Origin of the sequence: Stappia sp. (assembly GCF_965276915.1) — a bacterium.
Taxonomy (GTDB): Bacteria; Pseudomonadota; Alphaproteobacteria; order Rhizobiales; family Stappiaceae; genus Stappia.
This window is the reverse complement of the sequence record NZ_OZ255709.1, coordinates 3,994,653-4,007,027: the sequence shown is the minus strand read 5'-3', so window position 1 is coordinate 4,007,027 and position 12,375 is coordinate 3,994,653. Positions and strand designations below refer to the sequence as shown.

Genomic DNA, 12,375 nt, shown 5'->3' with positions numbered 1-12,375 from the left:
GCCCTGTACCTGGTCATCTTCGATTGCGACGGCACCCTGGTCGACAGCCAGGAGACCATCCTGCACGGGCTCGGCGTCGGTTTTGCCGCTGTCGGCCTGCCGGCTCCGGAACGTGCGACAGCGCTCTCCATCGTCGGGTTGTCGCTCGAGGTTGCCTTCGCGCAACTGACGGCGCCCGAACATCACCACATGGTGCCGGCGATGGCCGATGCCTACCGGGAGGCCAAGGTTGCCCGCCGGCTTGCCGGCCTCGATCACGACCCGCTCTATCCCGGCGCGCTTGCCGCGCTCGACGCGCTGTCGGCGCGCGAGGACGTCCTGCTCGGGGTCGCCACCGGCAAGGCGATGCGCGGCGTTCTCCACATGCAGGAGGCGCACGGGCTGGAAGGGCGCTTCGTCACCATCCAGACCGCCGACAAGGCGCCGTCCAAGCCGCATCCGGGCATGATCCTGCAGGCGATGGAAGAGACCGGGGCGGAGGCGTCGCGCACCGTCATGATCGGCGATACGGGCTTCGACATGGAGATGGCGCGGGCCGCCGGGGTTGCCGGCATCGGCGTCACCTGGGGGTATCACCCGCGCGAGCGGCTGGCGCAGGCGGCGCCGGCGCGGATCATCGACGGGTTCGACATGCTGCTGCCGGCGCTGGGCGAGACGCTCGGCTGGCAGCAGGCGGTTGCGGGACGGGAGGCGGTCTGATGCGAGATCTGTTGAGCGAGCTGGAGGCGGGCGATCCGGTCGATCCCGTCGAGCGGACCCGGGCCCTGTCGCGGCGTGCCCTGCCAAAGCGCTTCTACAAGGACGTCTCGCTCGGCTTGCAGGAGGGCGGCCATGCCGTGCTGCTCGACGGGCGCGCGGTGAAGACGGCCGGGCGCAAGCCGCTGGTGCTTGCCGAGGAGGCGCTTGCCCGGGTCGTCGCCGAGGAATGGCGGGCCCAGGGTGAGCAGATCGACCCGCAGACCATGCCGTTGACCCGGATCGCCAATGTGGCGATCGATTCGGTGCCGGCGCGCGCGGACGAGGTTGCCGACGATGTCGCCGCCTATGCCGGCAACGACCTCGTCTTCTACCGCGCGGAAAGCCCGCAGGAACTGGTCGAACTTCAGGAGGCCCATTGGGGGCCTGTCATCGCCTGGGCCGAAGCGCGCTATGGCGGACGCTTCCTCTTGGCCGAGGGGATCATGCCGGTCACCCAGGATGCGGGCCTGATCGCGCGCATCCGCGCAAGCCTGCAACCGTTCCCGGTGCTGCGCCTGACCGGGCTGCATGTCGCGACGACGCTTTGCGGGTCGGCGCTGCTGGCTCTGGCGCTGGCCGAGGGCAGGCTCTCGGCGGACGAGGCGTGGGCGGCCGCCTTTGTCGACGAGGACTGGAACATCCGCCTGTGGGGCACCGATCCGGAAGCCACCCAGGTCAGGGCATTGCGCCGCCGCGATTTCGACGCGGCGGCGTCGATCCTCGATGCCTGCTCCGGGCGCGATATCGGCTGACCTGATCCGGGGTGAGGGGTTTGATGAGGGACGGCCCGCCGGAGTGATCCGGCGGGCCGTTCTGCGTTTCAGGGCAGCGTTTCATGGCAGCGTTTCAGGGACGCGTTTCGACGTGGCGGGGATCAGGTGAGCTGGGCGGTGATGGTCCACACGGTGCTGGCCCCGCCATCGTCGGAACCCGTCGCCACCGAGGCGGTGGCAAGGTAGTTGCCCGAGGTCACGTTGTCCTGGGCGGTCGGCGTGCAGGGGCAGGCGCCGAAGTTGTTCGAGGGGGTGAAGGCGTAGTTCAGCGTGAGGGCGTAGCTGCCGTTGGCGGTCGTGATGGTGATGTAGCCCGAACAGGCGCCGTCCGTGCCGCCGCTCGAAAAGGCATAGCCGGAGGAACTGCCCTGGTCGGGAATGTCGGTCCCCTTGTCGAGGTCGTGCAGGTTGCCGACAACGCCGTCCGAGGCGGTGACGGTGAAGTCCGTACCGGAATTGTTGATGACCTTGACGAGGCTGGAATCGCAACAGCTCATGGGTGCAGTCCTTGCTGGAGGAAACGGAGCGACCGGGTGAACCGAAGGGCAGGATCGGCCCTGCGGCGGTTCTTCACCACATGCTGACCGGGGTCTGGCGCGCGACGAGCGCCGGGCGGACCTCCGCGGAAAGCAGGCTGGAGATATTGTAGGACTTGACGATGATCGGGTTCAGCCCGCTGACGATCGATGCCAGCGGCTGGTAACTCGGCGCGAACACGGTGATCATGTCCGTCATCTGCCAGCGCAGCACCACCATGTCGTCGGCGCCGGAATTGGTCACCGTGTCGGACACGTAGGAGGTGGTCTGTTCGTTGACGGAGACCTGCTGGAAAGTGGTCGATTGCGCATTGAGACTGGCGGAGATGCCGGCCGAGATCGGTCCCCAGCCGGCATGGGCGTCGACGCCGACGGAAGCCCCGACCGTGTCTTCGGTCGAGGAGGTCGTCTGGCGGCCGGAGACGATCGTGTAGCTCACGGTCCGGCTCTCCCCGACGCTCAGGCTGTAGCTGTCGCCCTGCAGGTTCCAGTATTGCTCGCGGGTGATGTAGTTGTCGGAACTCGCATTCGCCGGCGTGACGGTGGAGATCGCGACCATCACCAGAGGCGAGTTGACCGGGACCAGGACATCGGAGGTCGGCTGGGGGATCGAGCCGATGTCGTTCGGCTCGGTCAGGACGGAGTTGTCGACCGTATAGCTGGTCTCGCTCGTCGTCAGGGCATAGGCGCTTATGAAGCTGCCGCTCAGCGCCGAGGAGATCACCAGATAGTCGCCGTCCGTTCCGCCCACGGAAGCGTTGGAGCTCGGCTCGATATGGCCGAGAAGCACGCGGATGCCCGAGGCGGTCGTGTTGTAGAGCGCGATCCTTACGGGCAGCTTGTTGTAGACCTGGATGGTCACGGTCGTGTCCGTTTCGGTCGCATAGAGACGACCGGTCAGTGCCCTTGCGTAGAGATCGTTCATGAGGAATGCACCTTGTGGATGTGGCGTTCCGAGACGCTATCAAGGGGTGTGGCATCGTTCAATATCAAAAACTGCATAAACCAATCTTGCAATTCAAGGGTGTGAATGTTTACCTCGGCCGGTCGTGCGGGCGGCGCTCGCGATCCGGCTCCGCCGCCGGAGTTCCGTCGCCGGTCGTTTCCTTTTCGTTTCGGAGGGATCGTGCATGCGGGGCCGGGACTATCTGACCGTCGGTTTCTGGAACATCGAGAAGCACAACGTGCTCCCGGCGGAAGGGCAGGCGGCGTTCGAGAGCCAGATGCTGCGTCGCAGCAGTTTCGTCATGCGCTCCATAGATCGCTGGTTCACCTCCTCGCGCTTCGACATCCTCATTCTCGCCGAGGTCTCGCGGCGGCGCGACGGGGGCGACAGGTTCGCCCGCGAACTGGCAACGCGGCTCAGCCGCCGGATCGGCCTTCTGCAATTCGATATGCAGGGCGCCTTCCACTGGTCCGAGGGCAATGGCGACCAGGTCAGCCCCTGCAACTTTGCGGTCATCTGGAACAACAGCATTCCGCAGCTGAACGGCCTCGGCGGCCGGGTCCGGTTCTATTGGGAGCCGGACTGGGTGCGGCCGATGATCATCCTGCAGGGACAGACGCTGGCCGTTGGCGGTATCCACGCGAAGTCGGCGCGGTACGATCTTGCGCAGCAGGAGATACTGGAGGCCTGCCACCATCTCGACCAACTCGAGACGAGGGCGGTGCTGATCGGCGACATGAACATCCCCTACAACGAGTTTCCCAGGAACGCCGCGCGGGAACTGGCAAGTTTCGGCTGGGAGCGGCGACCGCCGGGACTTCAGGCAACGCATGTGTCTCGTGGTGGCGGCTACCGGCCAGCGGTTCTCGACTATATCTGGCACAATGAGGGCACGGTCCTGTGCAATCCCGATCCGCCCGATCCAGGTTACGACAGCTGGGACGAGAACGATCACGCGCCGATCCAGTACGATGTCGTCTGGAACGTCCGCGGTTACGACAAGGCCGACGAGATGGACTGGGACGAGCAGATGGCCTGACCCGGTTCATCGCCGCCGCCAGGTCGTCTCACGTGGCCGCGGCGCCGGGCTTTTTCACCAGGAGACCGTGCAGCACCAGCTCGACGTGGGCGGCGAGGAAGCGCTCGGTCTCGACGGGGTCGAAACGGTCGAAGGTCATCTTCCAGACGATGGTCATCACCGCCGGCGCGACGATCACCATCGGCAGGTCGGTGAGCGCGCTTTCGTGGACTTCACCACGCCGCACACCGCGCGCCACCAGCGCCGAGATCATCTCGCGGCCGCGGCTGATGACGCGGTGGTGATAAAGTTCGGCAATCGCCGGGAAGCGTCCGCCCTCCGTGATGATGATGCGCATCATCACATGCAGGCCCCCTTCGAACAGCGCCGCGTAGATGCGCGGCAACATGGCCCGCACGAGATCTTCCGTGGAGCCGGGAAAGGCGTCGACCATTCCCGAGACGTCGTCGAAGAACGGCGTCAGGCGCGAGGAGAGCGCCGCCTCGAACAGGTCTTCCTTGCTGGCGAAATAGCGGTAGATCGTGCCCTTGGCGATGCCGGCGCGCTTCGCGACATCCTCCAGCCGTGTCGCCGCGAAGCCGTTCTCGGCGAATTCCGCCAGCCCCGCGTCGATGATCTCGCCCGGACGGGCCTCCTTGCGCCGTCGCCTGCGCGGCGGGGTTGCCGGGGCGGTGTCGCTCTCCGTCATCGTCCTTGCATGTCCTTGCATTGCCTGTTAGTGACTTTCGGGTCATTAACAGGATCGTGTCATGTCATCAATCCCCGAGCCGAAGCCCGTCAAGGCCTGGGCTGCGGGCAGCCAGGACCGGGAAGATACGTCCGCCGCTGCCGCGCAGCCGCCATCGCTGCCGCTGAAGGTCGTCCGGCGCGGGGCGCCTGGCACGGCTGCGGCCAGAGGCCGACTATGGACGATCCCTGGCCGGCTGCGTAGCCTTGCGCTCGGTCTTGTCCTGCTTGTCGCGGGCGGGGCCGCCGGTGTCGTGTTTCAGGCGCGCGGCCTCGTGCCCTGGCCGGTGGGCGATCCCCGCCCGGCGGTACAGTCCGCTTCGGCCGGAACGGGTGCTGTTGTCGACGATGCCGGGCCGGAGGCCGTCTACGGGCTCGGCCGGCTGCTGCCGGACGGGTTTGTCGTCACCGTCGCGCCGCCCTTCGGTGCGGGCGATGCCCGCATGGCCGGCCTGCTGGTGGCGGAAGGCGACCGGGTCGCGGCCGGCGATCTTCTTGCCGAGCTCGACAACCGGCCGATACTCGAGGCTGCGGTTCTCTCCGCCGAGGCGACCGTGCGCCTGCGCGCGGCCGAGCTTGCGCAGCGGCGAGTGTCGGTTACCGCCAGCCTTGCCGAATCCCGGGCGGCCCTCGACCGCGCGCTGGTTGCCGCCGCCACCGCGCAGCGCGAATTCGCGCGCGCCGAGGAGCTGTTGGCGCGCGGCCACGTCACCCGGGCCACCTTTGACGCACGTGCGGCGGAACGCGACGCGGCGGAGCGGGCGGTGGAAAGCGCCCGTGCCACGCTCTCGCGCTATGCGGCGACGGATCCGGACGAGCAGACGGACATTGCCGTTGCGCGCAGCAATCTGGATGCCGCCCGGGCAGCACTTGCTGTGGCGCGCGGCGACCTTGCGAAATCCGTCGTGCGGGCGCCGATGGACGGCGTTGTCCTCGACATCCATGTGCGCCCCGGTGAGCGGCCGGGCACGGACGGCATTCTCGACATGGGCGAGGTCGACCGGATGGTCGCCGAGATCGAGGTCTACCAGTCGCGGATCGGCGCGGTCGAGGTCGGGAACCGGGTGGAGATCACCTCGGAAGCGTTCACGGGAACGATTCCCGGCCGGATCGAACGGATCGGCTGGGATGTCGGCCGGCAGACGGCGACGGGCGCGGATCCGGCCGCGCGCACCGATGCGCGCGTGGTGAAGGTCCGTGCGGCCATCGCCCCGGAGGCCGTTGCCCGCGTGCGCCGGCTGACCAACCTGCAGGTCACGGCGCGGATCGAGACGGGCCGCGCGACGGAGAGCGACATGGGTAGCGATGTGGGCAGCGATGTGGGCAGCAAACGGGGGAGCGGGAGGCGATGACCGCGCTGCTGACCCGGCTGCTGGGCCGCCTGCCGATCGGCTGGCTGCAACTCGTCCACAACAAGGGGCGGTTGGCGGCGGCGCTGTCGGGCGTTGCCTTTGCCAATGTGCTGATCTTCATGCAACTCGGCTTTCTCGGCGCCCTGATCGAGAGCATCCGTTTGCCCTACACGATCCTCAATGCCGACATTCTTGTCTCGGCCTCGGACGCCAACACCCTGTTCGACGGATCGCCGCTGCCGCGCAACCGGCTCTATCAGGCGCTCGCCGTCGAGGGCGTCGCCTCGGCGACCAGCCTCTATTACGGCCGCATCGACTGGAAGCAGCCGGACGGCACCATTCGCACCATGGACGTCTTCGGCGTCGATCCGCAGGGCGCTGCCTTCGACGAGCCGGCACTGGCACGGGCGAGCGAGGCCCTGACGCTGCCGGACGTGGCCCTGATCGACCGCAAGACCCGCAACGCGCCGCCCGGGCTCTTCGCCGCGATCGAGGCGGGTGAACCCTACCGTTTCGAGACGAAGGGGCGCGAGCTGACCGTCACCGGTACCTTCGCCATCGGCGGCGGGTTTTCCGCCGACGGCTATCTCATCGTCTCCGACCAGACCTTCCTGCGCCTGTTCCCGGCGCGGCTGCCGGGGGCGCCGAACTATGTTCTGGTGCGCCTTGCGCCCGAGGCCGGACGCGCGGCCGTGATCGCGGACCTCAGGGCCAGCCTTCCCGCTTCCGACAGCGCCGTGTGGACGATCGAGGAGGCGGCAACCCGCGACCAGCGCTTCCAGACGACACAGAAGCCGGTCGGTGTCGTCTTCGGCTTCGGCGTCGTCATCGGCGTGCTGGTCGGCGTGATCATCGTCTACCAGGTGCTTTCCACCGACGTTGCCGACCACATCCGCGAATACGCCACCTTCAAGGCGATGGGCTATCCGCAGCGCTTCTTCCTCGGCATCGTCTTCGAGGAGGCCTTCATCCTGGCGCTGTTCGGCTTCGTGCCCGGTGTCCTGTTGGCGCTCGGCCTTTATGCGGCGGTCGCCGCGGGCACGGGCCTGCCGATCTTCATGCCGGCCGGCCGGCCGGTCTTCGTCTTCCTTGGAACGCTCTCCATGTGCGCCCTGTCGGGGGCCATCGCCACGCGCCGTCTGGCGCGCGCCAACCCGGCCGAGCTTTTCTGACCATGCAGGAGGATCCCGACACTGCCATTCGCGTCGCCGGCCTCGACCACTGGTTCGGCGAGGGCGAGGCGCGCAAGCAGGTGCTCTTCGACATCGACCTGGAAATCCGCCGCGGCCAGCTCGTCGTGCTGATGGGGGCGTCCGGCTCGGGCAAGACCACCCTGCTGACGCTGATCGGCTGCCTGCGCCGGGTGGAGGCGGGCTCGGTCGACCTGCTCGGGCATGAACTCAACGGCGCGCCGGAAGCCGAACTCGTCCAGTGCCGGCGCGATCTGGGCTTCATCTTCCAGGCGCACAACCTGCATGAAAGCCTGACCGCGCTGCAAAACGTCCGCATGGGGCTGGAGGTGCACGGCGCGCGGGTTTCCGGCGACTGGCGTGAGGCGGCGCGTCATGTGCTGGGTCTCGTCGGCCTGTCGGAACGGGTGGACTACCTGCCGGGCAATCTCTCCGGGGGGCAGAAGCAGCGCGTTGCGGTCGCCAGGGCGCTTGTCGGCAATCCGCCGGTGGTGCTTGCCGACGAACCGACCGCGGCGCTCGACAAGGAAAGCGGCTTTGCGGTTGTCGAGATGCTGCGCCGGCTCGGCCGCGAGCGCGGAACGACGACGCTGATGGTCACCCATGACAACCGCATCCTCGATCTCGCCGACCGCATCGTGCGCATGGAGGACGGGCGCATCGTCGAGGGGTGAGGGCGGCGGCGCTCAGATCTCGAAGTCGGGGATCTCGGCGACCGCGTCGCGCAGCTTTTCCGACCACATCCGCGACAGGTCCGCGAAATAGGCATCGTCCTCGGCGATCCGGGTCTGCCGGTGGGCGGAGAAGCTGTCGGTGTTGTAGAGCAGCATGTCGATGGGCATGCCGACCGAAAGGTTCGAGCGCAGGGTCGAGTTGAACGACAGCAGCACCAGCTTGGCCGCCTGGCCGAGGCGCATGTCGGCCTGGGTCACCCGGTCGAGGATCGGCTTGCCGTATTTGTGCTCGCCGATCTGCAGGAAGGGCGTGTCGGCGGAAGCCTCGATGAAATTGCCGGCCGAGTAGATCTGGAACAGGCGCGGCGCCTCGCCCTTGATCTGGCCGCCGAGCAGCATGGTGACGCTGAAATTCTCGGAATTGGCGGCAAGCGCGTCGCCGTCGATGGCACGCACGTCGCGCACCGCGCTGCCAACGATGCGGGCGGCCTGGAACATCGTCTCGACGCTGTGCAGCGTCGCGCGGCCAGGCTCGTCGCCGTGCAGCCGTTCCGTCAGCAGGCTGACAACCGACTGGGTGACGGCAAGGTTGCCGGCCGACATCAGGCACAGCACGCGCTCGCCGGGCTTTTCCCAGACATGCAGCTTCTTGAAGGTGGCGACATTGTCGAAGCCGGCATTTGTGCGCGTGTCGGCGGCCATCACGAGGCCGCGGTCGAGCTTCAGACCGACGCAATAGGTCATGACCAGTCAGTCTCCGAACGGGGAGGACGCAATCCTGTCCGGCGGTGCCTTGGCGATTCGCGCAAGCGCCGGACCCGTGTGATTTGACAGGTTCGGTTGCCCGCGGGCAATGCCTGTCATTGCTGACTTTGCTGCGATTCCCGGGAAACCGCCACCTCGACATCCATGTTTTCGCCGGACCCGCCTATGCGAATCCCGCGGATCGGCGCGGCGGAGCGGGAATCGAGCCCGCTGGTCAGGCGGATGTAGCGGTCGGTCGGGCAGACGCCGTTGGACACGTCGAAGCCGACCCAGCCGAGCGTCGGCAGCAGCACCTCCGCCCAGGCGTGATGCGCTTCGGAATCCTGCGCGTCCTCCAGCAGCATGTAGCCGGAGACGTAACGGGCGGGGATGCCGATCGAGCGGGCGGCCGCGATGAAGATATGGGCGTGATCCTGGCACACGCCCTCGCCGGTGTTGAGCGCGTCGACGGCCGATGTATGGACCTCCGTCACGCCGGTGCGGTAGGCGACCTTTTCGCGGATCGCCTGCATCAGGTCGTGAAAGCCGGAAACGGCCTCGTCATTGGCGCGCTCGGCCAGCGCACCCAGCCGGCGGATTGCCGGATTGGCCTTTGTCAGCGGTGTGAAGCGGAGGAAAACGGCATCGGGCGGGCCGGGCGTGGCGCCGACGACGCCGGCGCGGTCCTCGGTTTCCACCACGCCCTCGACGCTGACGCTCAACTCGCTCACCGGATCGCGATGGCTGACCACGTCCACCCGGTTGCAGAAGGCGTCGTTGTAATGCGCCGAGGTCTCGTAGCCCGGCACGTCGATTTTCCACGACAGGATCTTCTGTCCCGCGCTTGCCGGCGGAGTCAGGCGGAGCTGCTGAACCATATGGGCAAGCGGACGGTCGTAGCTGTAGCGCGTGACATGCTTGACGTTCAGGCGCATAGCGCGTGGGTCTCCCTCGGTCTTGGCGTCCGGCTTCGCCCGGCGGGCGTCCGGCTTCTCGCTGGCGTGCTCCCGCGCGGCGGGGGATCGCTGTGCGGCGGCCCGGCGGCCTCAGGCAAAGTGGTAGTCGGCGGCGAGCTGCGCGCCAAGCGCGTTGTTGCGGGCGATCATGTCGGACAGGAACTCGTGCAGCCCGCTGACGAAGATCTGGTGCATGGTGCCGGCCTCCAGCAGGTCATGCGTGCCTTGCGCCATGTCGCAGCTCATCGGCCTTTCGCCGTAGCGCTGGGTCAGTTCGCTCAGGCTCTCGTTGATCCAGTCGCAGCAATAGGCGAGCGAGCGCGGCATTTCCTTCCGCAGGATCAGGAACTCGGCGACGTTGAAGGGGCGTACCTGCGCGTCCCGATAGGCATGGCGATAGCTGCGATGCGCCGAAACCGAGCGCAGGATCGTCGACCACTGGTAGCGGTCGAGATCGCCTCCGACGACCTCGTTGTCGGGCAGCAGGATCCAGTATTTCACGTCGAGGATGCGCGCCGTGTTGTCGGCGCGCTCGATGAAGCAGCCGAACTGCGAGAAGTGATAGCCCTCGTCGCGCATCAAGGTGCCGAGCATGGCGCCGCGGAACAGCATCGAACGCTGTTTGATCCAGGACAGGAAACCCGGCAGCTTGTCGTCGGTCATGTGCTGCGGGCGCACTTCCATGAACTCGATATAGGTCGTGTTCAGGCTTTCCCACATCTCCCCGGTGATGGCGGTCCTGACCGAACGGGCGTTGTTGCGCGCCGCCTCGATGCAGGAGCGCACCGAGGAGGGATTGTCGGCGTCGAACAGCATGTGCGAGACGACGGCGCGCTTGGTCAGTTCGTCATACTTGTCGAAAAAGGCGAGATCGCAGCCGGCGCTGGTCAGCGTCGAGCGCCAGTCGTCGGCCGTGTCCTGGCCAAGGCGCGGGGTCATGGCGATGCGATAGCCGACCTCGAGAAGGCGGGCCATGTTCTCTGCGCGCTCGTTGTAGCGCGAGGTCCAGAATAGCGAAGCGGCGGTGCGGCCGAGCATGTCGTGTCAGTCCTCCAGAACCCAGGTGTCCTTGGTGCCGCCGCCCTGGCTGGAATTGACCACCAGGGAGCCTTTCTTCAGTGCCACGCGGGTCAGTCCGCCAGGGGTGATGCGCACCTTGTCGCCGACCAGCACATAGGGCCTGAGGTCGACATGGCGCGGGGCAAGTCCCGAGGCAACATGGGTGGGGCAGGCCGAGAGCGACAGGGTCGGCTGGGCGATGTAGTTGGCGGGGTTGGCCTTCAGGCGCTTGGAGAATTCGGAGATCTCCCGCTTGGATGCGGTCGGGCCGATCAGCATGCCGTAGCCGCCCGAACCGTGCACCTCCTTGACCACCAGTTCCGGCAGCTTGTCGAGCACATAGGCCAGGTCGTCCTCGCGCGAGCAGTTCCATGTCGGCACGTTCTTCAGGATCGGTTTCTGGCCGGTGTAGAACTCGATGATGTCCGGGACGTAGGCATAGATCGCCTTGTCGTCGGCAATGCCGGTTCCCGGCGCGTTGCAGATCGTGACGTTGCCCGAGCGGTAGGCGTCGAACAGGCCCGGCACGCCGAGCATGCTGTCGGGACGGAAGGTGAGGGGATCGAGGAACGCGTCGTCGATGCGCCGGTAGATGACATGCACCTGCTGCGGCGAGCGGGTGGTGCGCATCCACACCTTGCCGTCCTCGACATAGAGGTCGCGCGCCTCGCACAGTTCCACGCCCATGCTGTCGGCCAGGAACGCGTGCTCGAAATAGGCCGAGTTGAAGATGCCGGGCGTCAACACGCAGATGGTCGGGTCGCCCTCGCAGTTCTTCGGGGCAACGCTCTCCAGTGTTTCGTAAAGCAGGTCGGGATACTGGTCGATCGGAGCCACCCGGTTCTGCTGGAAGAGCTCGGGGAACATCCGCATCATCGTTTCCCGGTTCTCCAGCATGTAGGAGACGCCGGAGGGGGTGCGGGTGTTGTCCTCCAGCACGTAGAAGTCGTTCTCGCCGACCCGTACCAGGTCGGTGCCTATAATATGGGCATAGACACGGCGCGCCGGGGCAAAGCCGATCATCTCGGGCAGGAACGCTTCGTTCTGGACGATCAGGTCGGCGGGAATGCGGCCGGCGCGGATGATCTCCTGACGGTGGTAGATGTCATGCAGGAAAGCGTTGAGCGCGCGCACCCGCTGGTCGATGCCGGCGGACAGGCGGCGCCATTCGGCGGCCGAGATCACCCGCGGGACGATGTCGAAGGGGATCAGGCGCTCGGTCGCCGCCGAGGTGCCGTAGACGGCGAAGGTGATGCCGAGCCTGCGGAAGATCGTCTCCGCCTCGCGGGACTTCTTGCGCATCTCGGCCGGCGACATCTTGCCGAACCAGTCCGCAAGGCGCCGGTAGGGCGCGCGCGGATTGCCCTCGGCGGTCAGCATCTCGTTGAAAAACTCGTTCTCCCCCATGCTGCCTCGATCCCCTCGTCGTTGCTCTTGTTGTGTTCTGCCGCTTTTCAAGCCGCTTGAACCGGTTCCGCAGCGTCGTGCGCCTGCCGGAGCGGTTGAACCGGGACGATGACGCGGTTGTCACCGTGCCGTTCGTCTGCATGGGTCATGTTTGCAAGTGCGGCTGTCCCCTCCAAGTCCGAAATTGCGCCAGTGCCTGTCCAGGTTTTCACCTCGCGCGGGGAGCCTGAACAGC

General features: G+C 66.7%; 13 protein-coding genes. 6 read left to right on the top strand and 7 right to left on the bottom strand.

What is annotated here, in order from left to right; all coding sequences use genetic code 11:
• The first annotated feature begins 3 nt into the window (after positions 1-3).
• Positions 4-699 carry an HAD-IA family hydrolase gene (locus ACQY46_RS18610; RefSeq protein WP_428700520.1) on the top strand — a complete coding sequence of 232 codons (696 nt, stop codon included), beginning with the start codon at positions 4-6 and terminating at the stop codon, positions 697-699.
• Positions 699-1,490: an ATP12 family chaperone protein gene (locus ACQY46_RS18605; RefSeq protein ID WP_428697492.1), complete on the top strand. Its 792-nt coding sequence runs from the start codon at positions 699-701 to the stop codon at positions 1,488-1,490. The genes ACQY46_RS18610 and ACQY46_RS18605 overlap by 1 nt, the downstream gene beginning before the upstream one ends.
• Positions 1,491-1,612: 122 nt before the next feature.
• Here the strand turns inward: ACQY46_RS18605 and ACQY46_RS18600 are convergent, their stop codons facing one another.
• Together ACQY46_RS18600 and ACQY46_RS18595 are read right to left on the bottom strand one after the other, a co-directional pair.
• Complete coding sequence (locus tag ACQY46_RS18600; RefSeq protein WP_428697491.1) at positions 1,613-2,008, bottom strand: hypothetical protein; 396 nt, start codon at positions 2,006-2,008, stop codon at positions 1,613-1,615.
• Positions 2,009-2,081: 73 nt separating this feature from the next.
• On the bottom strand, positions 2,082-2,972 hold the full coding sequence (locus ACQY46_RS18595; protein ID WP_428697490.1) for a hypothetical protein: 891 nt from the start codon (positions 2,970-2,972) through the stop codon (positions 2,082-2,084).
• A 205-nt stretch (positions 2,973-3,177) separates the two neighbouring features.
• On the opposite strand from ACQY46_RS18595, the gene ACQY46_RS18590 reads away from it, so the two are divergent.
• A complete protein-coding gene (locus ACQY46_RS18590; RefSeq protein WP_428697489.1) occupies positions 3,178-4,032 on the top strand; it encodes an endonuclease/exonuclease/phosphatase family protein in 855 nt (284 codons plus the stop codon).
• 28 nt (positions 4,033-4,060) lie between these two features.
• Here the strand turns inward: ACQY46_RS18590 and ACQY46_RS18585 are convergent, their stop codons facing one another.
• Positions 4,061-4,720: a TetR/AcrR family transcriptional regulator gene (locus ACQY46_RS18585; RefSeq protein WP_428697488.1), complete on the bottom strand. Its 660-nt coding sequence runs from the start codon at positions 4,718-4,720 to the stop codon at positions 4,061-4,063.
• A gap of 61 nt (positions 4,721-4,781) precedes the next feature.
• On the opposite strand from ACQY46_RS18585, the gene ACQY46_RS18580 reads away from it, so the two are divergent.
• From ACQY46_RS18580 to ACQY46_RS18570, 3 genes are read left to right on the top strand one after another with little or no spacing between them, the layout of a single operon-like run.
• Entirely contained in the window at positions 4,782-6,110 is a 1,329-nt protein-coding gene (locus ACQY46_RS18580; protein WP_428697487.1) for an HlyD family efflux transporter periplasmic adaptor subunit, read from the top strand.
• Positions 6,107-7,282: an ABC transporter permease DevC gene (gene devC, locus ACQY46_RS18575; RefSeq protein ID WP_428697486.1), complete on the top strand. Its 1,176-nt coding sequence runs from the start codon at positions 6,107-6,109 to the stop codon at positions 7,280-7,282. Before ACQY46_RS18580 ends, devC begins: the two co-directional genes overlap by 4 nt.
• A gap of 2 nt (positions 7,283-7,284) precedes the next feature.
• Positions 7,285-7,974, top strand: coding sequence for an ATP-binding cassette domain-containing protein (locus ACQY46_RS18570; protein ID WP_428697485.1), 690 nt, complete (start codon positions 7,285-7,287; stop codon positions 7,972-7,974).
• 12 nt (positions 7,975-7,986) lie between these two features.
• Here ACQY46_RS18570 and ACQY46_RS18565 read toward each other — a convergent pair whose 3' ends face one another.
• From ACQY46_RS18565 to ACQY46_RS18550, 4 genes are all read right to left on the bottom strand, one after another.
• On the bottom strand, positions 7,987-8,718 hold the full coding sequence (locus ACQY46_RS18565; RefSeq protein WP_428697484.1) for a peptidase: 732 nt from the start codon (positions 8,716-8,718) through the stop codon (positions 7,987-7,989).
• Positions 8,719-8,834: 116 nt separating this feature from the next.
• Complete coding sequence (locus ACQY46_RS18560; RefSeq protein ID WP_428697483.1) at positions 8,835-9,653, bottom strand: transglutaminase family protein; 819 nt, start codon at positions 9,651-9,653, stop codon at positions 8,835-8,837.
• A gap of 111 nt (positions 9,654-9,764) precedes the next feature.
• A complete protein-coding gene (locus ACQY46_RS18555; RefSeq protein ID WP_428697482.1) occupies positions 9,765-10,712 on the bottom strand; it encodes an alpha-E domain-containing protein in 948 nt (315 codons plus the stop codon).
• A 6-nt stretch (positions 10,713-10,718) separates the two neighbouring features.
• Positions 10,719-12,140 carry a circularly permuted type 2 ATP-grasp protein gene (locus ACQY46_RS18550; protein WP_428697481.1) on the bottom strand — a complete coding sequence of 474 codons (1,422 nt, stop codon included), beginning with the start codon at positions 12,138-12,140 and terminating at the stop codon, positions 10,719-10,721.
• Positions 12,141-12,375 lie beyond the last annotated feature (235 nt).

Coding starts and splice junctions, on each gene's coding strand:
- ACQY46_RS18585 (WP_428697488.1), bottom strand. CDS start 4,720: ATGACGGAGAGCGACACCGCCCCGGCAACCCCGCCGCGCAGGCGACGG.
- ACQY46_RS18560 (WP_428697483.1), bottom strand. CDS start 9,653: ATGCGCCTGAACGTCAAGCATGTCACGCGCTACAGCTACGACCGTCCG.
- ACQY46_RS18555 (WP_428697482.1), bottom strand. CDS start 10,712: ATGCTCGGCCGCACCGCCGCTTCGCTATTCTGGACCTCGCGCTACAAC.
- ACQY46_RS18605 (WP_428697492.1), top strand. CDS start 699: ATGCGAGATCTGTTGAGCGAGCTGGAGGCGGGCGATCCGGTCGATCCC.
- ACQY46_RS18600 (WP_428697491.1), bottom strand. CDS start 2,008: ATGAGCTGTTGCGATTCCAGCCTCGTCAAGGTCATCAACAATTCCGGT.
- ACQY46_RS18595 (WP_428697490.1), bottom strand. CDS start 2,972: ATGAACGATCTCTACGCAAGGGCACTGACCGGTCGTCTCTATGCGACC.
- ACQY46_RS18570 (WP_428697485.1), top strand. CDS start 7,285: ATGCAGGAGGATCCCGACACTGCCATTCGCGTCGCCGGCCTCGACCAC.
- ACQY46_RS18565 (WP_428697484.1), bottom strand. CDS start 8,718: ATGACCTATTGCGTCGGTCTGAAGCTCGACCGCGGCCTCGTGATGGCC.
- ACQY46_RS18550 (WP_428697481.1), bottom strand. CDS start 12,140: ATGGGGGAGAACGAGTTTTTCAACGAGATGCTGACCGCCGAGGGCAAT.
- devC (WP_428697486.1), top strand. CDS start 6,107: ATGACCGCGCTGCTGACCCGGCTGCTGGGCCGCCTGCCGATCGGCTGG.
- ACQY46_RS18590 (WP_428697489.1), top strand. CDS start 3,178: ATGCGGGGCCGGGACTATCTGACCGTCGGTTTCTGGAACATCGAGAAG.
- ACQY46_RS18580 (WP_428697487.1), top strand. CDS start 4,782: ATGTCATCAATCCCCGAGCCGAAGCCCGTCAAGGCCTGGGCTGCGGGC.